The sequence below is a fragment of the Shewanella sp. ECSMB14102 genome (genome assembly GCF_000813075.1).
In the GTDB taxonomy this organism is placed as follows: domain Bacteria; phylum Pseudomonadota; class Gammaproteobacteria; order Enterobacterales; family Shewanellaceae; genus Shewanella; species Shewanella indica.
The window spans coordinates 18516-41227 of record NZ_JWGX01000032.1; the positions used below are offsets into that span (position 1 = coordinate 18516).

Here is a 22712-nt window from a genome sequence, read left to right on the forward strand (position 1 = left end):
TCAAAGCTCCTGCAATACTTCCAGTTCAAAGGTCACCTGGTGGCCCGCCAGCGGATGGTTCAAATCCACAGTGACAGAATCACCGGCTATCTCCCTCACTATTCCGGGTATTTCACTGCCGCCAGGGCCAGCAAAGCTGACTATAACACCGGGTTCCAGCGTCATATCTGCCGGGAAGCGAGTGCGATCCAAGTGATGAATGGCATCGGGATTGGACTCGCCGAAAGCATCGGCTGGGGCCAAGGTAAAGCTGTGATTATCGCCGGCTTTCAGCTCAAGAAGCTCAGCTTCAAACGCCGGGCTCAGACTGCCGTCGCCAATATTGAGCCTGGCAGGTTTACCGGAGGCTTTGGTACTGTCAGCAGTCGAGCCGTCTTCCAGCAATATATTAAGGTGGCACAAGAGGGATTTTACATCAGACATCTGCGTTACTCCTTGGCTTCATTCTGCTTGGCTGCGGCCTTGTCACCGCCGAAAAATGAATCCCAGATGATCAGGACTGCGCCAACACAGATAGCCGAGTCAGCGATATTGAATGCCGGGTAATGACTGGTTTTCCAGTAAAAATCGAGGAAGTCCACCACAAAGCCATGCATCAGGCGATCGACAAGATTTCCCAGTGCGCCGCCAATCACCAGAGTGTAAGCCAGGTTAAGGCGCCACAATCCAGCCGATTGCCGTCTGAGCCAAACGGTCAGCAACACACTGAAGCCGACAGCGACGGCAGTGAACAACCAACGCTGCCAGCCACCGGCATCACTGAGAAAGCTAAAGGCGGCACCATAGTTACGCACATAGGTCAGATTAAAGAAAGGCAACAGCTGCACCGACTCATACAGCTTGAAGTTCCCCAATACCCACTGTTTGGACAGCTGGTCAGCCAAAAAGGCCAACACAGCCACCCAATACCAGCGCAGGCCACTCTGTTTCCAGTCTGCGGGCATGTTTATTATCCTCAGGCGAACAGGCGCTGTTCACCTTCTCCTTCGATATTGGTCACACAGCGGCCACACAGCAACGGATGCTCGGCGATCTGGCCAACGTCTTCTCTGTGGTGCCAGCAGCGATCACACTTGGCCGCTTCGGACTTGGCAACGCTTATCTTAAGTGATGCCAGCTCAGTTTCACGGGCAGCGGCAGGCGCATCGGCAAGCGGCTTAACCACGGCCTTGGAAGTCAGCAGCACAAAGCGCAGCTCGTCACCCAGTTTGGCCAAAGCTTCAGTCAGCGCCGCATCGGCAAACAGAGTCACCTCGGCTTCCAGCGCGCCGCCGATCAGCTTATCGCGGCGGCCTTGCTCCAGTGCCTTGTTGACTTCATCACGAACCTGCAGCAACTGTGCCCAGTATTCATCACTCAAATCTGAGTCCAGCTGGACAGCCTTGAGGCCCTGGTACCATTCCTGAGTAAACACATAGGCGTCACGCTTACCCGGCAGCAACTGCCAGATTTCATCGGCAGTGAAGCTAAGAATCGGGGCCACCCAACGCACCATGGCTTCGGCAATCAGATACAGAGCCGACTGACAGCTGCGACGGGCGTGACCATCACGCTTGGCGGTATACTGTCTGTCCTTGATGATATCCAGATAGAAGCTGCCCAATTCAACCGAGCAGAACTGCATCAGCTTCTGGGTCACTATATGGAAGTTGTAGGCATCATAGGCTTCCAGCAACTCTTCCTGCAGTTTGGCGGCGCGGCGCACCACCCAACGATCCAGTGCCACCATGTCTTCGATGGCAATCATGTCTGTCTCTGGCTCAAAACCGCTCAGGTTAGCCAGCAGGAAGCGGGCGGTGTTACGGATACGGCGATAAGCATCGGCGCTACGATTAAGGATCTCATCGGATACCGTCATTTCACCGCTGTAGTCGGTAGAAGCCACCCACAGACGCAGAATATCGGCGCCCAGTTTGTTGGTTACCTGCTGTGGTGCAATCACGTTGCCGATAGACTTGGACATCTTGCGGCCCTTGCCATCCACGGTAAAGCCGTGGGTCAGTACCTGTTTGTAAGGTGCCTTGCCGTTCATGGCGGTCGAAATCATCAGTGATGACATGAACCAACCACGGTGCTGATCCGAGCCTTCCAGGTAGAGGTCAATTCCCTGCCCCTGGAATTCAGGGCGGGCGGCAACCACTGATGAGAAGGTAGAACCTGAGTCATACCAAACATCCAGAGTGTCGGTCACCTTGCGGTACTGTGCTGCATCTTCACCCAGGAGTTCAGACTCATCCAGATCCCACCAGGCTTGAATGCCCTGCTGCTCAATGCGATGAGCAACACGCTCCATCAAAGCCACGCTGTCTGGATGCAGCTCTTCGGTTTCCTTGTGAACAAACAGAGTGATAGGCACGCCCCAGGTACGTTGGCGCGAGATACACCAGTCAGGACGGTTCTCGACCATCTTCTCAATCCGGCTCTGTCCCCAATCCGGGATCCACTGGGTTTGCTCAATTTCACCCATAGCTTGAGTACGCAGCCCTTTGTTATCCATGGAGATAAACCACTGCGGTGTGGCGCGGAAGATAATAGGAGTCTTGTGGCGCCAGCAGTGAGGGTAGCTGTGACGATAAGCTTCGCGGTGCAGCAAGGCATCTTTTTCCTGCAGCAGCGCTACAATTTCATCATTGGCCTTGAACACGTGCTTGCCGGCAAACAGCGGGGTATCCGCCTTATAAACGCCGTTATCACCTACAGGGTTAGCCACTTCCAAACCATACTTCTGGCCAACCACAAAGTCGTCCTGACCGTGTCCAGGGGCAGTGTGTACCACACCGGTACCGGACTCTGTGGTCACGTGATCGCCAAGGATCGCCGGTACACTGAAATCATAGAAAGGGTGCTGGAACTGCATCAACTCAAGCTCGGCACCTTTGGCGCGACCCAGGAGCTGATGGCTCTTGACACCATAACGGGTGATACAGCTTTCCAGCAGGGCTTCCGCCAGAATAACCGCTTGCTTGGCACCTTCTTCAGACTCAATCTCTACCAGCACATAGTCCAAATCAGGACTCAGTGACAAAGCGCGGTTGGCAGGCAAGGTCCAGGGAGTAGTAGTCCAGATAACCATGGAGACTGGCGCTTGATACTCAGTAACCCCGAAAGCAGCTAGCACTTTAGCCTTATCCACGGCGGCAAAGGCCACGTCTATGGCCGGTGAGGTCTTGTCTTCATATTCCACTTCGGCTTCGGCCAGGGCAGAACCACAGTCGGTACACCAATGCACCGGCTTAACCCCTTTGTGCAGGTGGCCGTTGTCGATCACTTTAGCCAATGAGCGAATGATGTTGGCCTCAGTGCTGAAATCCATGGTCAGGTAAGGTTTGAACCAGTCACCGAGTACGCCGAGACGGATAAAGTCATTGCGCTGACCATCCACCTGTTTGGCGGCATACTTACGGCACTCGTCACGAAACTCGGCGGCAGAGATTTTCTGCCCTGGCTTACCCACTTTCTGTTCTACCTTGAGTTCAATCGGCAGACCATGGCAGTCCCAACCTGGCACATAAGGCGCATCAAACCCCGACAAGGTCTTGGATTTGATAATAATATCTTTAAGGATCTTGTTAACTGAGTGACCAATATGAATATCGCCATTCGCATATGGAGGGCCATCGTGCAGAATGAAAAGCTTGCGGCCAATACGGCTATCACGGATCTGTTGGTACAGATTCTCCTCGGTCCAGCGTTTCAACATCTCTGGCTCGCGATTTGCCAAATTACCACGCATCGGAAACTCGGTTTCCGGCAAATTCAAAGTTGATTTATAGTCGCTCATTGATCCTAATACCATTAATTTAGCTAAGAGAGCTCAGCCTGCTTCATTGCTGAGTAAGGCGCGAGCCTCATCAGCGTCATTCATTATTTGTTTCTTAAGTGCCTCAAGGGACTCGAACGGTTTCTCGTCACGGATCTTGGCCACTAATTCCACTTCTACTTTACGCCCGTAGAGGTCACCGTCAAAGTCAAACAGGTGCACTTCCAACTGGCAGTTTTGTCCCTGAACCGTCGGGCGAAAACCCACATTGGCAACACCATCGTATTGCTCACTGCCATCCCACCAGAGCCTAACCGCAAAAACGCCCCTCACGGGAACCACTTTACGCTTCATGGCAATATTGGCTGTGGGGAACCCTAGCGTCCGGCCCAGCTTTTTGCCATGTGCCACCTTACCACTGAGAGTATAGGGATGTCCCAATAAACGTCTGGCCTGATCAAGATTGCCCTTGGCCAGTGCTTCTCTGACCATGGTGGAACTGACCCTGTGATCGCCAACCAAAAAGCTTTGGGTACTGACTACCGCAAAACCGTGTTGTTCACCGGCAGTGCGAAGCAGCTCAAAGTTGCCCTGACGCGCCCGTCCAAAACAGAAATCGTCACCGACCACCAGATACTTGACCCCAAGTTTACGCACCAGCAACTCTTCGACAAACTCCTTGGCCGGCATCTGGGCAAACTTTTGATTGAAATTGACACACACAAGTCTGTCTATTCCCAGTTCAGCAAGCAACCTGACCTTATCACGAAGCAGGCTCAAGCGCGCAGGGGCATCCTGGCCGCGAAACAGTTCCTGCGGTTGCGGCTCAAATGTCATCAGGGTGGCCGGCAAACCAAAGTGACGCGCCTTTTTGACCAGATTGGCTATCACTTCGGCATGGCCCCTGTGTACACCATCAAAGTTACCTATGGTCAGCACACAACCGCGATGGGCCGGCAATATATTGTGTATTCCGCGAATCAGTTCCATGAAATCAATGACTGCTCAAACGTAAATTGGCGGATTATATAACAGCTCGGCAGCAGAATCAGCCCTCAGTTCCGGGCTTTGAGCCGCCACGGACGGATCCCAAACAGTACCAATGCCATAAAGTACCCTAAAGCACCGCCGAGTATCAGGGAAAACAGATGAGCGAATCGCTCAACAAACGACCACTCAAGCCATTGCGCCTGCTCTGGTGAAAAGTAAATTAACAGGCAAACCATTGCCGCCGTTGCCAATAAGACCTTGATAAAAAAGATAATAGTTTGCTTACTAACTCTATATACACCAGCCAGATGCAAACCGCGATATAACAGGGAAGCGTTGAGTAAAGCAGACAGAGAAGTGGCGATCGCCAGCCCAACATATCCAAATGGCACGGCAAAAATAATATTGAACCCCATGTTGCTAACCATAGCAATGATGCCATAACGCACAGGTGTCTTGGTGTCCTGACGAGCATAATATCCGGGCGCCAGCACCTTGATCAGCATAAAACTCAACAAACCTGAGCCGTAGGCCACCAGAGAATAGGAAGCCATTTCCACGTCACTGATGCTAAAGGCACCACGCATAAAAAGCACCATCAACATGGGCTGAGCCAATACAATCAGCCCCATCATGGCCGGTAAACCCAGCAGCAGAATGGCGCGAACCCCCCAATCCATAGTGCGACCAAACCCCTCCCCCTCTGCATTAACGTGTTTTTTGGAAAGAGCAGGTAAAATAACGGTAGCAATGGCAATACCAAATAACCCCAGCGGGAACTCCAACAAGCGATCCGAATAATAGAGCCAACTGATGGAGCCTGTGACCAGAAAACTGGCGATAAAAGTATCCAGCAGCAAGTTAATTTGTGACACAGAGACCCCAAATAACGCCGGGATCATCAAAGTGCGGATTTTAACCACCCCGGGATGATTCCAGCCCCAAGAGGGCTTGACCAGCGCTTTTTCCTGCAGCAGAAAAGGAATTTGAAACAAAAACTGAATCACACCACCGAAGAACACCCCCCAGGCCAAACCGATTTCAGGCTTATCCAGGGTAGGACTCAACCACAATGCTGCAGCGATAATGGCGACGTTGAGAAATACCGGAGTAAAGGCCGAAACGGCAAAACGGCCACGGGTATTGAGAATCGAGCCGGCCAAGGCGGTGAAAGTGATAAACCAAAGATAGGGAAAAGTGATCTTCAGCATTAACGAGGCCAGTTCAAACTTGGCGCCGTCAGGCTCATCATTAACCCAGGCCATAAACCAGCCTGCACCAAACAAAGCCGTCAATATTGGCGAAGCCAAAACCCCAATCAAGGTCACGACTGTTACCAATAACCCCAAGGTACCGGCTACCTTTGATAATAAGAGTTTGACCTCTTCGCTGGACTCTTTCTCCTGATACTGAGTCAATACAGGTACAAAGGCCTGAGCAAAGGCACCTTCAGCAAACAATCGCCGCAAAAAGTTAGGGATCTTGTTGGCAAAAAAGAACACATCGGCACTGCTGCCCGCGCCCATCAAGTTGGCGACTACCACATCCCGTATTAATCCCAATACACGGGAAATCAAGGTCATGACGCTGACGATAGCGCCGGACCGTACCAATTTTTTGCTCAAATATTCCCCCAGAAGACCCAAGCCGCCATAAACGGCGGCAAGTCTCAAAAATTCCACTTAAGCTCTGTCACATGCCAGCAATTGCTGGTAGAATTGCGCCACATCTTACACGAGTTGGGTTGAGGATAGCCAAATCAGGTTGGATTAATTTATCTTTATGATGGATATTCAATCATTGTCATTGACAAAGTGACGAAAACCGGGCATTCTCCTCGGCCTTTAAAAGTATCAAATCCAGTTTTTAGGAGTTGCACCTTGGCTAATAGCAAGACTGCAAAGAAGCGCGCGCTTCAATCAGAAAAGCGTCGTCAACACAACGCTAGCCGTCGCTCTATGTTGCGTACCTACGTGAAAAAAGTTATCGCTGCTATCAAAGCTGGCGATCACAAAGCGGCTACTGAAGCTTTCGCTGTTGCACAACCCATTCTTGACCGTATGGCAACCAAAGGCCTGATCCACAAGAATAAGGCTGCCCGTCATAAGGCTCGTCTGAACACTCGTATCAAAGCACTGGCTGCTTAATTCGATACCTGTATAAAAAAAACCGGCATTGCCGGTTTTTTTATATCTAAAATTCAATAACATCAATGACAATAGATGTTATTCAACAGCTTGATGATTTCGCGCACTTCTTCACTCTTGAGCGAATAGTACACTGTCTGGGCTTCTTTGCGGGTGGCCACCAGATTGTCTTTACGCAACCAAGCCAGATGCTGAGACAAAGCCGACTGACTCAATCCCAGTTTCTTGTTCATTTCCCCAACGCACATCTCTCCCTCACTCAGGAGATAGCACAGAATAAATAAACGCCTCTCATTGGCCAGCGCCTTCAATAACACGACGGCATGGTCCGCTCGCTGCTGCATCAACTCAATATTCATGACGAGCCTATTCTCCTAATACAAACTCCGTCCCTAATATAGCCTTGCCTTACGGAGATAGTCGGGACATAAAGCACACTTTTTGTTAGATTGTTTTCAAAAATGGGACATACCTAATAAAAACAAAGGAAACACATGAAAAGCTATCGAACCGCCCTGTTACTTCCACTGTTGATTTCATCACTTATTGGCTGTCAATCCCCCTCACCTTCCAATACAAATCAACTGCTTGCTGAGTCATTGCAGCAAAAAGCCCTCAGTTCTGACCTCGGCTTTCAAATTGTGGAATCTTTAACTGTGGAAGTCGGCCCTCGCCTGGCTGGTAGCCCAAAAGACGCCGTGGCGGTTGCCTGGGCGGAGAAAAAGCTGCAGTCACTGGGTTTTGACCGTGTTTATAAAGAAGCTGTGGAAGTTCCGGTGTGGGAACGCGGTGAAGCCAGTGCAAGCATAGTGGCCCCCTTCCAACAGCCTCTGGTTATCACGGCATTGGGAGGTAGTGTGGCTACTCCTACTGAAGGTATCACGGCCAAGATAGTGCGTTTTGACAGCCTCGCTGCACTTAAAGAAGCCAATCCTGATGATGTTGCCGGCAAAATTGTCTTTATCGATCAGAAAACCGAGCGACACAAGACAGGTAAAGGTTATGGCAAGAGCGTAGGGGGCCGCTCACGAGGCGCTATAGAGGCAGCGCGAAAAGGTGCCCTGGCAATAGTTATCCGTTCAATAGGTACAGATCATGACCGTATGGCCCATACCGGCACCATGCGTTATGAAGAAGGCTTAAAGCGGATCCCGGCGGCGGCCATGTCAGCGCCGGATGCCGATCTGGTCAATGCCATGCTCAAGCGTTCTGCCGATATCACCCTCTCTTTGAAGATGTCTCCCAAGAACAAGGGCAGCGCCATTTCCTATAACGTCATCGCCGAAGTCACCGGCAGCAGCAAGCCAGATGAAATCGTACTGATAGGGGCTCATCTGGACTCCTGGGATGAAGGCACGGGCGCTATAGATGACGGTGCCGGGGTCGCGATTGTCACCGCTGCCGCTAAGCTTATTCAAGATTTGCCGGAAAAGCCGGCTCGGACGATACGTGTCGTGCTCTATGCCGCCGAAGAGATAGGCTTGGTTGGTGGCAAGGCTTATGCCAAGGCCCACGCTGCAGAACTGGATAAACACTATATCGCCGCCGAATCGGATTTCGGGGCTGGCCCTATCTACCGCATCGACTTTCAGGTCAATGAGCAAGTGCTGCCCAAACTACAGCAACTGACCCAGGTGATGCAACAAAACGGCGTTGCCGCCGGTGACAACAGTGCCTATGGTGGTCCGGATGTTTCCATGTTGCCGGCCAGTGGCGTTCCTGTGGCCTCCCTGCGCCAGGATGGTACCGATTACTTTGACTACCACCACACCCCCAACGATACCCTGGACAAAATAGATCCCAAGGCGCTGGCACAAAACGTTGCGGCCTATGCCCAGTTCGCCTATTTGATGGCACAGTCTGAACTGGAACTGCGACCGCTGCCTGCCAAGCAGTAAATCACACGCTTTAGAAGCCAAAAGCCGTTCAATAATGAACGGTTTTCTTATCTTTATATAGCGGGAAAGGGTATCAGCTCTGTTCTTCCCGCAGGAACACAGGGGAGCCAGGGCTGGACTCGGCTTCACTGTAATAATAGCCGGCGCTGTTAAATGCCTTTAATCGCTCCAGACTCTGTTCCTCTTGCTCCAACAGGTAACGAGCCATCATGCCTCTGGCCTTCTTGGCGTAAAAGCTTATTACCTTATACTGACCATTTTTACAGTCTTTGAATACAGGCGTGATAATACGTCCGGCAACCTGCTTGGGTTTAACCGCTTTGAAGTACTCGTTGGACGCCAAATTCACCACAATATCATCCCCTTGCTGAGCCAATGCCTGATTGATGGCATCTGTGATGATATCGCCCCAAAAGGCGTACAGGTTACTGCCCCTGGGATTCACCAAAGAGGTACCCATTTCCAGCCGATAGGCTTGCATCAAGTCCAGGGGCCTCAAGAGACCATAGAGCCCGGATAAAATACGCAGATGCTGCTGAGCCCGAGCAACCGTTTCCGGGGCAAGGCTGTCTGCATCCAGACCTGTGTATACATCACCACGGAAAGCATAGAGTGCTTGCTTGGCATTCTCCGGGGTGAAATCAGGCTGCCACTCGGCGAATCTGGCGGCATTTAAGCCGGCAATTTTGTCACTGACTTTCATCAAAGAAGCAATATTGGCTGGGGTCAGCTCCCGGCAAACCTGAATAAGCTCGCTGCTGTGCTCGAGAAACTGTGGCAGGCTGTATTCAGATACCGCCGCCGGGTTGTCATAATCCAGCGTCTTGGCCGGTGAAACCAAAATCAGCATATTCACTCCGTCTTATTTGGTATAGAACTGCCCATGATACTGGCAGTAAATAAAAAAACCACGCATTGATAGCGTGGTTTTTCCGATGGCCCCAATCTGGGGCCGGTTTCAGTTACCAGCCTTTGCCACTGCGAACCACAGGTTCACCGGTCCAGATACCCTCTTCAATATGTTCTTCAAGCTCAGGAAACTTGCTCTTATCAAACACAGGTTCTTTGCCTTCACTCAACTGATCGCGGTAATCATTAATCACCCGCATGGCAATACCGGAAAGCAGTACCAAGGCAATGATGTTGACTGTCGCCATCAAGCCCATGGAAAGATCGGCCAAATTCCATACCAAGGTTATTTTCGCCACAGCTCCAAACATCACCATGCCTAGTACGCACAAGCGGAACAGGGGCAACACTTTACGGCTATTATTGGAAAGGAACAGCACATTGGTTTCGGCATAAGAGTAGTTGGCGATTATTGAGGTGAAGCAAAACAGTAAGATGGCAAAGGCAACAAAAAAGCCACCCCAATCTCCAACATGAGTGGTCAAAGCCGCTATGGTCAGTTGGATCCCTTTGTCCCCCTCGCCGATATTAACACTGCTGAGATCGCCAGCCAGCAAGATTATTGCGGCTGTTGCACTACAGATAACAATAGTGTCCATAAACACTCCTATCATCTGTACAAACCCTTGGGAAGCAGGATGGTTTGGTGTCGGTGAGGCGCTGGCAGCGACGTTGGCAGCACTCCCCATACCCGCCTCGTTGGAGAATAAACCGCGGGCTATCCCTGACTGCATCGCCTGAGCCACAGTATAAGCCACCCCACCGGCAGCGGCCTCTTGCCAACCGAAGGCGCTGTTGACTATCAGTTTGAGAATGGTCGGCAATTGCTCAATATTCATCCCGACAACGACCAAGGCGATCAGGATATAAGCAAAAGCCATAATAGGTACAACTACCTCGGATACCCGCGCAACTTTACGCAGCCCACCCATGATGACCAAGCCACTGGTGATCACCAGCAGAATACCTATCCAATAAGTTGCTTTAATGTCAAACCAGTAAGCCTCTTTGACATCAAACACAATTTCCAATGCTCCCGTAATGGTATTGGCCTGAACGGCATTGAAAACCAAACCAAAGGCGATGATCAAGAATACGGAGAAGAGAATCCCCATCCAGCGCTGGCCAAGCCCCCTTTCCATATAATAGGAGGGGCCGCCACGAAACTGGTCATCTTTATCTTTTACCTTATAGATCTGAGCCAAAGTCGACTCAATCATGGCCGTAGCCATACCCAACAGAGCGATAAGCCACATCCAAAAAACAGCACCAGGGCCACCGGCACCTATGGCAACGGCCACCCCGGCCATATTACCGGCACCGACCCTGGCGGCCATACTGGTACAAAATACCTGAAATGAAGACAAGCCGCTGTCACAGCCCTGCCTACTGGTAGCCATCACCTTGGCAGAATGCCCCAGGTGAGTAAGCTGAATGAACAAAAGCCTTAGAGTGAAGTACAAGCCAGCGCCCACCAAGGCATAGACCAATAGTTTTCCCCAAAGCAGAGAGTTCAAAAAATCGACTATGGTTTCTATTATCATAATTGTAAGCTTTCCCGTGACAAACCTGGCCCATCTCTGACGGTATATCGCCAAGTTTGTGGTTAAGATTCCTTCCTGAATGAAAAAGGATAAGCGTCGGCCAGTTTCTTTTCGAATTATCCTACATACCCCAAGGTATGCCGACCGGGCTTGAGGGCGAAGAAAATAGCATAGGAACTTGAAAATACCGCGTGATCAAGATCACACTTAATCACTCGACCGACAGTAAATTCACCATAAAAATACCAGAACAAACTAGAGTTTTAACTTGAACAACAATGGTGTCACACGAATTTTCTAAAAAAACCACCAGCTAAACAAACTTTCAAAACTTGGATGTTGGGCACGTTTTTGTAATAAAACTACAAATATAGTAGCCACAAGATAATCTGATTCACTTTTAGCTAGCTCAAGCGAGGCACGATATGACCCAAAAGCAAGAGATAGGTGCACTGAAGAAATTTGTCCGGGCCACTAACTTCCTGGCAACCTCACAGATTTACCTGAAGCACAATGTATTGTACAAACGCCCGTTACAACACAGTGATATAAAGCCAAGGCTCTTGGGCCATTGGGGAACCTGCCCGGGGATCAACTTTGTATACGCTAACGTGAACAGATTGATTACCAAGCACAAGCGCCCGTTCCTCTATCTGGTCGGCCCAGGTCACGGTTTCCCCGCTGTACAGGCCAACCTCTTCCTCGAAGGCTCTCTAAGCCACTTCTATCCAGAAACCATCCCCTACAACGAAACCGGTATTGAAGATATCTGTCGTAAATTCTCCGCCGCTTACGGTTACCCTTCACATGCCAACCCCGAAGCTCCGGGACAAATCCTTGAAGGGGGCGAGCTGGGCTACTCCTTGTCTGTTGCCTGGGGTGCCGTGCTGGATAATCCAGACTTGATTGCCGCAGTGCTTGTCGGTGACGGCGAATCTGAAACCGGCCCACTGGCTGCATCCTGGTATGCCAACCGCCTGGTTTCTCCCGCCACCAACGGTGCCATACTGCCGATTGTTCATATTAATGGTTACAAGATTTCCGGCCCTACCCGTATGGGACGCATGAGCCACGAAGAGCTGGAACTTGAATTCAGAGGCCTGGGTTACCATCCCATCATAGTGGACAGCGAGCAGGAAGAAGATGTCTACCTGCAGATGACCAAGGCGATGGATACAGCTTACGAGATGATCAACGACATCCAGAAGCGTGCCCGCAATGGTGAAGATGTGGTTAAGCCACGCTGGCCGGTGATCCTGATGCGCACCGCCAAAGGCTGGACAGGTGTTCCCGAATACGATGGCAAAAAACTCGAAGGCAACTGCGAGTCTCACCAGGTAATTGTCAACAAATGCGCCACCGACAAAGGTCATCTGGCCGCATTGGATGGCTGGCTAGACAGCTATAAATTCTCTGAACTCTACTCAATCAACGAGCAGAACCAGATAATCTTCGACAAAGACATCCAGTCGCTGTTGCCACCTGCAGAACTCTGCTGTGGCCGTCAAAAGATGAGCTATGGCGGTGAAGTGGTACGCGCCCTCAGCAATCCTGACCTATCCAAACTGGCCTACGGCCCTGAAGTCCCAAGAGGTCATCGTGGCTACTCCATGCTGAAAATGGGCCAATGGATGCGCGAAGCCTTCCGTCTTAATAAAGACCAGCGCAACCTGCGGATCTTCAGCCCGGATGAAACTTACTCCAACCAGTTGCAAGCGGTATTTGAAGCCACAGATCGTGCCTGGCAATGGCCGATTGAAAGCTGGGATGAAGATATGAGCCGCGATGGTCGGGTTATGGAACTACTGTCCGAAAACCTGCTGTTCGGTATGATGCACGGCTACACTGTCACCGGCCGTCACGCCATGTTCCCTACCTATGAATCCTTCTCTCAGGTAGTGTCTTCCATGGCCGACCAATACTGTAAGTATGTCTATGCCAGTCAAGGGGTTCACTTCCGCAAGCCGCTGCCGGCCTGTAACGTAGTTCTCTCCTCTTTGCTGGAGCGTCAGGACCACAACGGTTATTCTCACCAGAATCCTTCTTTCCTGGGGGCCATGCTTGAGAAACACCCCAAGATAATCTCGGCTTACCTGCCAGCCGATGCCAACACCACTTTGGTTTACACAGAGCGAGCTTTCGCCGACCGTGACAAATTGAATATTCTTGTCGCCGGTAAGAAAGAGCTGCCGCAATGGCTGAGCCTTGATGAGGCCCGTAAACAAGCCAAAGAAGGTGTAATGGTGTGGGATTTTGCCTCTGATGAAAACCCGGATGTCGTCCTGGCAGGTTGTGGTGACTATGTGACTCAGGAATGTATGGCGGCATTGGTATTAATCCGCGAATTACTGCCAAGAGTGCGTATCCGCTTTGTAAGCGTCACAGAATTACACAGCAGTGGCCTGGGCAGCCTTAAATTCCAGGAAAAACCTTGGTTGATGGATGAGATATTTACCGAAGACAAAGGTGTGGTATTTAACTATCACGGTTATCCAAACACCATCAAAAAACTGATCTTCGATTACAAAGGTAGTCATAGATTCAGAATTAAAGGTTATGAAGAAGAAGGCTCAACCACCACCCCATTTGATATGGGTGTACGTAACGGTACTTCTCGTTATCACCTGGTAATAGATATGGCTTACAAATTATTCCAGCAAGGTGTTATTGATGAAACCCGTCACGTCGCGATTACCACAGATATGCTGCAACGTTTGGTTGACCATAGAAACTATATCAAGGCCAATGGTGTAGATCCTGAGTATATCGAAAACTGGATTTGGACCCGCTAAGCTGAACCTTAGCTAAACAAAAAGCAAAAATTTTAGTTAAGAAATTGTTTTGCAAAAATAAAAAAGCGCCTTCTAACAGGCGCTTTTTCTTTAGTTTCAATTGTTAAAAAACCAGACAGCACAAATAATGAACAATAAAATTATCGCTTGAAAAGTGGAAAATTGCTGTATTTCAATGGATAATTGAGCCAGCTAGCTAAAACACTAAACGGAACCCCACATTAAGTGCTAGTCGTGTTTCCTATACGGGACATATGGGTAATTAAATAGCAATGGACTTGGAGAACATGATGAATAAGACATTTAAAGTATTGTTGCTTGCATCTATGATGCCTTTTGCAGCATCTGCAGCAGACGAGCTCAGCCCATGGTATGTCGGTGCTGGCCTCGGTGTAAACAACTACGAACCTAACTGTGATCAGAAAACCATGAAAACCTGTGGTGAAGACGATCCATATGCTTGGGACGTATTTGCAGGTTACCTGTTCAACGATTACTTCGGTGTAGAACTGGGTTACCGCGATTTAGGTCGTGCCGAATGGACCGACTACAGCAATAAACTCAACGACGTAGGTGTCAAGGGCGCCACTCTGGGCCTAGTGGCTTTCTGGCCTTTCGCTGATAAGTGGAGCCTGTCTGCTGAAGCTGGTGCCATGAACTACCACATTTCCAATAACAGACAATGGGGTAGCGAGTACTACAGCGATAGCGGTGTTGCGCCTTACTTCGGTGCTGGTATCGGTTACAACATCACAGAGAACCTGAAACTGGCCGCCAAGTATCGTCGTTATGAAAACCTCGACGAAGAAAAGTGGAACACTCTGGCGATGGAAAGCAACTACTGGGGTCTTGAACTGAGCTACCGTTTCGGCAGCACTTCAAAACCAGCTCCTGTAGTTGCTCCTGTGGTCGTAGAACCAGTTGACAGCGATAACGACGGTGTCAACGACGATATGGATCAGTGTCCAAACACACCAGCCAACCACAAGGTAGATGCCAACGGTTGCTCTATCTATGTTGAAAAACTGGAAACATTGGAAGTTAAAGCTCAGTTCGATAACAACTCATCTGTACTGAAAGCCGACTCTATGGCTGAAATCCAGAAAGTTGCTGACTTTATGAGCAAGTATCCTAAAGCTGATCTGGAAATCGCCGGCCACGCCTCTCTGCCTGGTAAAGCCGATTACAACCAGTGGCTGTCTCAGAAGCGCGCCGACGCCGTTGCCAAAGTACTGGTTGAGCAGTATGGCATCGATGCCAGCCGTATCAACGCCAAGGGCTACGGTGAAAGCCAGCCGCTGATGCAGGGTTCTTCTGCTGAAGCCAACAAGGTTAACCGCCGTATCGAAGCTCTCCTGAGCTTTAAAGAAAAAGAAGCTCTGCTGAAGTAAAACTGAACTTCTTCTGAAAAAGTCGCTGCCCTGCAGCGACTTTTTTATTTTTCACTCTTTTTTGTCATTAGAATTCCCTCGGCTATGGGAGTACACTTCCTTTAACCGACAACGGCCTTCATTGACAATTTCTCACCATTTTTGTAATTTTTTTTCAATCCTGGTTGGAAACAGAGGCAAAATCGCTTTTAATAGCGTCATGCAATTTCCGCGTAAACGGCCGCAATCTGAGAAGGATGTTTTTCATGGCAAACACACTCACGCAACTCAAATCCGTTACAACCATAGTTGCTGATACCGGTGACATTGAGGCGATCAAACTCTATCATCCACAGGATGCCACCACCAACCCATCGCTGATCCTCAAAGCCTCGCAAATCCCGGAATATGCACCGCTGATCGATGATGCAATTTCCTGGGCTAAAGCTCAGAGCCAGGATCCACAGCAACAACTGGAAGACGCCGCAGATAAGTTGGCGGTCAACATAGGGGTGGAAATTCTCAAGCTGGTACCGGGACGGATTTCAACCGAAGTAGATGCTCGCCTGTCATTCGATAAAGCCGGCTCAATCGCCAAGGCCAACAAGCTGGTAAAACTCTATGAAGCGGCCGGTATCGACAAGTCTCGCATTCTGATCAAACTGGCTTCCACTTGGGAAGGTATCAGCGCCGCCAAGGAACTGGAGCAAAAGGGTATCAACTGCAACCTGACACTCTTGTTTAGCTTCTCCCAGGCCCGAGCCTGCGCAGAAGCAGGAGTTTACCTGATCTCACCTTTTGTCGGCCGCATTCTCGACTGGTATAAGAAAAATACCGGCAAGGATTATAGCGCCAGTGAAGATCCTGGCGTAATCTCAGTGACCCAGATTTACAACTATTACAAACAGCATGGTTATAAGACAGTGGTTATGGGCGCCAGTTTCCGTAACACAGGTGAAATCATTGAGCTAGCCGGCTGTGATCGTCTGACTATAGGCCCATCTTTGCTCGAAGAGCTGGCCAACTCAGACATCCAGATAGTAACCAAGCTGCAACCGGCTACTGAAACCCAAGAGCCACCCAAGCCATTGACCGAGGCAGAGTTCCGCTGGGAGTTCAACGAAGACCCCATGGCAGTGGAAAAACTGGCCGAAGGTATCCGTAACTTTGCTATAGATCAGGGCAAACTAGAGACCATGCTCAAGGCTAAACTGAGCTAATCAAGGATTGTTTTGAAACTGAAGATCAGGGACTACTCATGACACATTTGACTCAATCTGCTACCTGGCAGACTCTCAAGGCGATGAGTGCAGATCTGCCTCACATGCGTGAACTCTTTGCCGAAAACCCGCAGCGCTTTGATCAACTGTCGATTAAAGATTGTGGACTGCTGTTGGATTACTCCAAGAACCGCCTCACTGAGGCCGTTATGCAGGAGTTACTCAAGCTCGCCCAAGAAGCCGGACTTGAACAAAAAATAGCAGCTATGTTTGCCGGTGAAGCAATCAATACCACAGAGCGACGTGCTGTGTTGCACACAGCCCTGAGAGCTCCGGCCGATGCGGATATTCGTGTCGATGGCGTCAATGTGGTCCCTGAAATTCAGCAAACCCTGGCTCAAATGGAGACTTTTGTCGAATCGCTCTATTCAGGTCAGTGGCGCGGCTATACCGGCAAGAAAATCACAGATCTTATCTCCATCGGAATTGGCGGTTCCTTCCTCGGCCCCAAGATTATCTCCGAGGCTCTGCGTCCCTATTGGAACGGTAAACTCCAATGCCACTTCGTCGCCAATGTCGATGGCACAGCCATCACTGAAAAACTGAAGGAGCTGGATCCTGAAACCACCCTGTTCCTGATGTCGTCAAAGTCTTTTGGCACCCAGGAAACCCTGACCAACACCCTCAGCGCCAAAGAATGGTTCCTGGCCAAAGGCGGTTCACAGCAGGATATAAGCAAGCACTTTGCGGCCATTACCTCCAATGTTGCCAAGGCAACGGCGTTTGGCATAGATGAAGACAACATCTTCCCAATGTGGGATTGGGTTGGCGGACGCTATTCTCTCTGGTCGGCCATAGGTTTGCCCATAGCCGCCCTGATAGGCATGGATAACTTCAAGGCACTGTTGGCCGGCGCCAGAGCAATGGATGTACATTTCGCATCCAGACCTCTTGAGCAGAATATGCCGGTGATCATGGGTCTGCTCTCTGTATGGTACAACAATTTCTTCAATGCCCAGTCCCACGTGGTGTTGACCTATGATCACTACCTCAGAGGGCTTCCGGCCTATTTCCAACAGCTGGATATGGAGAGTAACGGCAAGTCCGTCACTCTGGACGGCGATTCGGTGGATTACAGCACAGGGCCGGTTATTTGGGGCGGAGAAGGCACCAATGGCCAACACGCCTACCACCAGCTGTTGCACCAAGGTACGGCATTGATCCCGGCTGACTTTATTCTGCCGCTGCAAAGCCATAATCCTATCGGTGAGCATCACGCTCAGCTGGCATCCAACTGTTTTGGTCAGACCCAGGCGCTGATGCAGGGACGAACCTTTGATGAAGCCTTGGCCGAACTGGCCGACAGCCCACTCTCAGAAGCTGAGAAACAGCTTATTGCCAAACATAAGGTTATGGAAGGTAACAAGCCGAGCAATACCCTGTTGATGGACAAGTTGACCCCACTTACCCTGGGCGCCTTGATTGCTCTCTACGAGCACAGAACCTTGGTTCAGGGTGCTATCTGGGATATCAACTCATTCGATCAATGGGGAGTTGAGCTGGGTAAAACGCTGGGAAATGAAGTGCTGTCGCGTATCGGTGCAGAACAAGATAGTCAGGATCTGGATGCTTCCAGCAATGCTCTGATCAACCTCTTTAGAAAAGCTAAAATATAGCCTTTTCAGCTTAAAAATCAATAAATACCAGCCAACTCCACTGGCTGGTATTTTTTTGCCTGCCATCTTGTCTATACACCTTCATCAAAGCATCATCCAACTTTAACAAAATAGAAACATTATTCTTGCACCCTGTTTGCCAAGTATGATATTTAAGTGTTGATAAAACATACAACAAAGGAGGTTGCCATGGATCGTTTGGATTATGGTAGTGCGCTAGATGAAGTCGTTGAAAGACCAAGCCGCTCTCGAAGCTCCAGCAAGAAGCGCAAATGGCGAGAGATTGAAGCACTGAAAGACAAACATCGCCTGCTGAAGGAGTTACAGGAGATAGACAGCAGTTTTAATTATGATATCGACAACCTCCTCTGAATATGAGAGACATTAAAAAAGAGCGCTTGGCGCTCTTTTTTGTTAATCGCTGACGAGTGTGACACGGATTTCTAAACACTACCAAAATTATCTATCGGCAGTATGAATGTAGTTTCTCAACTCATCAAACAACTGGTTATCATCGCTGCTGAACAATGGATCCTCTATCAACTTCAATTCACACATACTTTGGATCTTCTGCCAGTCCTCATCCTGCAAGCTCTTGGCAAGCAGAGGAAAAATTTCCCGCTCCTCGTATAGCATGTGCTTCTCTTGCAAATCCACATACTCTTTTAATTCAGTAACCAATTTTTCCTTGGCCACGACGACATCGTTGAGAATAAGGTTAAGGGTCGCCATCAAGGTTGATGAGGCATCAATCAGCTTTTGATGTTCCTGTTCAAGGCGCCTGGTCGGCTCGGTACGACTTTCCTTGATAAGAAAGTAGTCGTAAATGATATCTTCTAGCGGATGATGGCTATGTTCAGCATAGCCCTGCATGTACTCAACAACATCCCGTACCAGATTAAAATTGACATGCTCACCTTCGGCCAGCTTCTGGTATTTCCCCTTTAGCAACTTCAGCAATATGGCAATATGCTTATGGTCATTCATCAATCTTTGCAGCATAGGGCACTCCATCTTAAGTCGGGCCTTTCTAGGTAATAGTAGTAAACAGGCCAAAGATTACTCAATACTAACCATAGATGTTTTCCTGGGACATGATAAAGATCAAGGAAAATAACCTTCTAAATCAACAATTCATAAATTAGCGATAAATACAACATCTATTCTCTAACCAATGTTTGTCCAGTGAGGCTATCCGGCCATACTGTTATTGGCTCTTATCCAAGCTTTAGCAAGCATATCAGCCCCGCAGACTTTCCTCCATCATCGCCAACATTCCTTTGAGAGAACTGCGGATACGATTAAATGCCTCACCGGCAGAACTGGCTTCACGCAGGTGCCGCTCGACCATTGAGGTAAAGTAACTCTCCTGCTCTTCTGTCATGTCCAGCACATGAAAGCTGCTGCGAATTTCAGTAGTGATCCCCGATAAGGTATCGCAAAAGCGTTGATCCTGTTGCTGCATGGAATCACCCAGTTGTTTCATCAACAGGTGCAACCTATCCATCACCCGACGCAGCATCTGCTGGCGCTCTATATCCAATACCCTGGCCTCCAATCCTTCGACCACAACGGCAATCACGTCCCTGAGTCGGCCGTACAACACCTCATCCTCGACCGGCATATTCTTGATCAAGAATGACACATGCTTGTCGTTGCACATGGTTCGATTACCAAAGTCATATAGGCGTCCCTGTTTGTCCAAAAGCTCGAAAATATTGGCTTCTATCGGGCTTATCTGGGTGTTGTCCGGCACAAAATACTCGGCGCTGTCTGTGCGTATTTTCAGACAGGTATTGAGGTTGAGCTGAGTCATCAGTTCAAAAAAAGCATCGGCAAGAGCACGGTAGTTGCTGCAAAGAAAACACTGGCGGAAGAACTGCAACACACAGCCATATTGGGACGATTCACTCATGGACTGAAACGCCATGTTTCTCGACATGGACTCAGCCTGCATCAGAGACTGTTTGCGCTGCTGATATTGCGCCACGCTGCGAACCTTGGCCAACAGCTCTTTCAGCTCAAAGGGTTTGGCGATGAAATCCACCGCCCCGGCCTCATAAGCTTTAAGACGCTCATTAAGAGTATTCATACCGGAAACAAATACCACTGACGCCTCCCGCCCCTGTGATTGCAAGTGAGCACAGAGGTCCACACCGCTGGAATCCGGTAGATTGATATCCATCAGGATGATTTCCGGTGTCGCCGACTCCAACGCTGCCAAATAAGCAGCTGCCGAGTCGAAAACTTGGACTGAGTAATCATCCTGCAAGACTTCCTCTATCAAAGCCAGATAATCAAGATCATCATCCACCACCCAGACAGTTAAATTGTCCATAAATCTCCCTTACTGTCATCAGCAAACCTAATTCCCACCTGCTTGAGTGCCAGAGTCAGTCCTGTCAGATCAAAGGGTTTATGCAGTACCGGAAACGGCATCTCATCGGCGCTGGAAATACCTATGTTCTGGATAAAGCCGGAGATCAGCAACACCAGCAGAGAGTGTTTAACATTGAGTTTTTGTGCCAGTTCGTAGCCGTTGATACCACCAGGCATCAACACATCTGTGATAAGAAGCTCGGCATCACAACGCTGCTGCTCGTAACGTTGCAGCACAGTGAGGGGGTCGTGGAACAACTCCACTTCAATCCCCAGTAAATCGCAATAGTCAGCCATCACCGCCAACATCTCCGGCTCATCATCCACTACGATTGCCTTCAAAGGCCGCCGCACCCTGGGCACTTCACTTGTGTAAGAGCCAAACTGAGGTTCAAGGGTCAGTTTTCGACTCTGCGGAAACCATAATCTGAACTCAGTGCCACTCGACCCCGTATTCAAGATGGCGATATAACCCTTGGAACGTTTAACAAAACCGTACACCATGGCCAGTCCAAGACCTGTGCCCTTACTCTTGTCCTTGGTGGTAAAAAATGGGTCGAATACCTTGTCCTGAAAGGCTTTTGGAATACCACTACCGCTATCAATCACACTGATCCATACATAATGCCCAGGCTCCACCTGGGTCTTGCCTATGGCGATCCCGGGCAGATAACCGCTCAAGTAGCAACTGCCTGTACGGATCTTGAGCTCTCCCTTGCCCTCCATGGCATCGCGGCCATTGAGCAGCAGATTCAATAAGGCGTCTTCCAGGTCACCTTTGTCGAGCATCACAGGCTTGTTATCCGGTGCCAGCTCAATACTCAGGGTTATTTGACTGGTCAAGGACTTGGCAAACAACTCCTGCAAACCTTCAATCACCTCATTGACCTGGCAAGGCTCGGCATTGAACTGTTCCTGACGCGAAAACGACAACAGTCTGCGGGTCAAATCTGTGCCTCGCTGGCAGGCCTTAAAGGCGGTATTGAGGTATTTTTCAGCTTTAGGATCAGAGACTTTAAGCTGCATTAACTCCAGGTTGCCCTTCAATACCCCTAGAATATTGTTGAAGTCGTGGGCTATGCCGCCGACCAACTCCCCTATGGCCTGCATCTTCTGGGTTCTGGCCACGGCCTGTTGCAACTGATGCTGCTCGCTGTAATCGCGACCTATAACGGCGTATATACGCCGACTTCGGGAAATACAATAACAGTTGAGATGCAATAACTCCCTGCCGCCATCGCCTTTATGACACCAAAGTTCCCCGCTATAACAGCCCTTGCGGCGCAACTGCTCTTTGAAGGAGTCACTTTCTTCGCCTTCAAACAACAGGCCGGTTAAATTGGCGCCAACCAACTCCCGGTTGGCATATAAGGTCACAGCGGTGGCCGCCGGGTTGGCGTAAAGGATAAGTTCTCGCTCAGGTTCGAGACTAAATAGCAGTAATAAACTGTCGGCACCGTCTATAACGGCCTTGAAGCAGAGTTCATCCTCTGCCGACTGTGATGAACTACGGCTGAGCTGACATTGATAGATGGCCCCCACCAAGGGGCCGATATTGGCCTGACATGCAGCCAAAGACTCAAACCAACCGGGAGCCGATGAATGGAAAAACAACAATAGTTCTGAATTTTTGATGGGCCAGACAGTAAACTTCTGCCATTGATGAAGCTCTTGTTGGCTCGCTTCTTTGGCCCATTGATTAACACTGCTCCAAAGTGTCAGATAGATAACCGGATCCCGACACCAGCAGGTGACTGATTCCGACATATCATTGGCACCCAATTCTGAGCGTTCCACCATCAACAAAGCCTCTGCCCCTGAGGCATGTACCAGGGTCTGACACAGGGCTGGCAATACATCCTGTCCCCGGGTCAAACCCAATTGCAATTTAGCCAGTTCAATCAACAGTCGAGACCAATCGCCAGGGAATTCGGTTTGAGCCGCAGAGGAAAACACGTTAAAGTCCCTTTCCGTTGTTTTTCAGTCATTCAAGCATAGACAAGTTTGCAATATTAGCGACTTATCCA

Annotated in this window: 18 protein-coding genes; 7 read left to right on the forward strand and 11 right to left on the reverse strand. The window is 49.7% G+C overall.

Annotation, left to right across the window (positions count from 1 at the left end; translation table 11 throughout):
• The 5 genes from fkpB to murJ form a co-directional block, all read right to left on the reverse strand.
• Positions 1-423 (reverse strand): FKBP-type peptidyl-prolyl cis-trans isomerase, encoded by a 423-nt coding sequence (gene fkpB, locus RC73_RS12090; protein ID WP_039034883.1) that lies wholly within the window; start codon positions 421-423, stop codon positions 1-3.
• 5 nt (positions 424-428) lie between these two features.
• On the reverse strand, positions 429-944 hold the full coding sequence (gene lspA, locus RC73_RS12095) for a signal peptidase II (RefSeq protein WP_025011911.1): 516 nt from the start codon (positions 942-944) through the stop codon (positions 429-431).
• Between the two features lie 11 nt (positions 945-955).
• On the reverse strand, positions 956-3781 hold the full coding sequence (gene ileS, locus RC73_RS12100; RefSeq protein ID WP_039034884.1) for an isoleucine--tRNA ligase: 2826 nt from the start codon (positions 3779-3781) through the stop codon (positions 956-958).
• A 33-nt stretch (positions 3782-3814) separates the two neighbouring features.
• Complete coding sequence (gene ribF / locus RC73_RS12105) at positions 3815-4750, reverse strand: bifunctional riboflavin kinase/FAD synthetase (protein ID WP_039034885.1); 936 nt, start codon at positions 4748-4750, stop codon at positions 3815-3817.
• Between the two features lie 65 nt (positions 4751-4815).
• The gene (murJ, locus tag RC73_RS12110) at positions 4816-6375 is read right to left on the reverse strand and encodes a murein biosynthesis integral membrane protein MurJ (protein ID WP_039034933.1); all 1560 of its coding nucleotides are present in this window, start codon (positions 6373-6375) and stop codon (positions 4816-4818) included.
• A gap of 255 nt (positions 6376-6630) precedes the next feature.
• On the opposite strand from murJ, the gene rpsT reads away from it, so the two are divergent.
• A complete protein-coding gene (gene rpsT, locus RC73_RS12115) occupies positions 6631-6897 on the forward strand; it encodes a 30S ribosomal protein S20 (RefSeq protein WP_039034886.1) in 267 nt (88 codons plus the stop codon).
• 62 nt (positions 6898-6959) lie between these two features.
• On the opposite strand, the gene RC73_RS12120 is transcribed toward rpsT, so the two are convergent.
• Entirely contained in the window at positions 6960-7256 is a 297-nt protein-coding gene (locus tag RC73_RS12120; protein WP_025011907.1) for an ArsR/SmtB family transcription factor, read from the reverse strand.
• A gap of 135 nt (positions 7257-7391) precedes the next feature.
• On the opposite strand from RC73_RS12120, the gene RC73_RS12125 reads away from it, so the two are divergent.
• Positions 7392-8795 (forward strand): M28 family metallopeptidase, encoded by a 1404-nt coding sequence (locus tag RC73_RS12125; protein ID WP_039034887.1) that lies wholly within the window; start codon positions 7392-7394, stop codon positions 8793-8795.
• Between the two features lie 73 nt (positions 8796-8868).
• Here the strand turns inward: RC73_RS12125 and yaaA are convergent, their stop codons facing one another.
• Together yaaA and RC73_RS12135 are read right to left on the reverse strand one after the other, a co-directional pair.
• Positions 8869-9645 (reverse strand): peroxide stress protein YaaA, encoded by a 777-nt coding sequence (gene yaaA / locus RC73_RS12130; protein ID WP_039034888.1) that lies wholly within the window; start codon positions 9643-9645, stop codon positions 8869-8871.
• 112 nt (positions 9646-9757) lie between these two features.
• Positions 9758-11245: an alanine/glycine:cation symporter family protein gene (locus RC73_RS12135; RefSeq protein ID WP_039034934.1), complete on the reverse strand. Its 1488-nt coding sequence runs from the start codon at positions 11243-11245 to the stop codon at positions 9758-9760.
• Between the two features lie 428 nt (positions 11246-11673).
• On the opposite strand from RC73_RS12135, the gene RC73_RS12140 reads away from it, so the two are divergent.
• The 5 genes from RC73_RS12140 to RC73_RS12160 all read left to right on the forward strand — a co-directional run bounded on the left by RC73_RS12140 (position 11674) and on the right by RC73_RS12160 (position 18678).
• Entirely contained in the window at positions 11674-14040 is a 2367-nt protein-coding gene (locus RC73_RS12140; RefSeq protein WP_039034889.1) for a phosphoketolase family protein, read from the forward strand.
• Positions 14041-14327: 287 nt separating this feature from the next.
• Complete coding sequence (locus RC73_RS12145) at positions 14328-15431, forward strand: OmpA family protein (protein ID WP_039034935.1); 1104 nt, start codon at positions 14328-14330, stop codon at positions 15429-15431.
• 245 nt (positions 15432-15676) lie between these two features.
• The gene (gene tal, locus RC73_RS12150; RefSeq protein WP_039034890.1) at positions 15677-16630 is read left to right on the forward strand and encodes a transaldolase; all 954 of its coding nucleotides are present in this window, start codon (positions 15677-15679) and stop codon (positions 16628-16630) included.
• A 38-nt stretch (positions 16631-16668) separates the two neighbouring features.
• Positions 16669-18306 carry a glucose-6-phosphate isomerase gene (gene pgi, locus RC73_RS12155; protein WP_039034891.1) on the forward strand — a complete coding sequence of 546 codons (1638 nt, stop codon included), beginning with the start codon at positions 16669-16671 and terminating at the stop codon, positions 18304-18306.
• A gap of 189 nt (positions 18307-18495) precedes the next feature.
• A complete protein-coding gene (locus RC73_RS12160; protein WP_039034892.1) occupies positions 18496-18678 on the forward strand; it encodes a DUF3545 family protein in 183 nt (60 codons plus the stop codon).
• Between the two features lie 87 nt (positions 18679-18765).
• Here RC73_RS12160 and RC73_RS12165 read toward each other — a convergent pair whose 3' ends face one another.
• The 3 genes from RC73_RS12165 to RC73_RS12175 all read right to left on the reverse strand — a co-directional run bounded on the left by RC73_RS12165 (position 18766) and on the right by RC73_RS12175 (position 22641).
• Positions 18766-19308 carry a hemerythrin domain-containing protein gene (locus RC73_RS12165; protein WP_039034893.1) on the reverse strand — a complete coding sequence of 181 codons (543 nt, stop codon included), beginning with the start codon at positions 19306-19308 and terminating at the stop codon, positions 18766-18768.
• Between the two features lie 238 nt (positions 19309-19546).
• Positions 19547-20644: a response regulator transcription factor gene (locus RC73_RS12170; RefSeq protein ID WP_039034894.1), complete on the reverse strand. Its 1098-nt coding sequence runs from the start codon at positions 20642-20644 to the stop codon at positions 19547-19549.
• Positions 20632-22641: a hybrid sensor histidine kinase/response regulator gene (locus RC73_RS12175; RefSeq protein WP_039034895.1), complete on the reverse strand. Its 2010-nt coding sequence runs from the start codon at positions 22639-22641 to the stop codon at positions 20632-20634. Before RC73_RS12175 ends, RC73_RS12170 begins: the two co-directional genes overlap by 13 nt.
• Positions 22642-22712 lie beyond the last annotated feature (71 nt).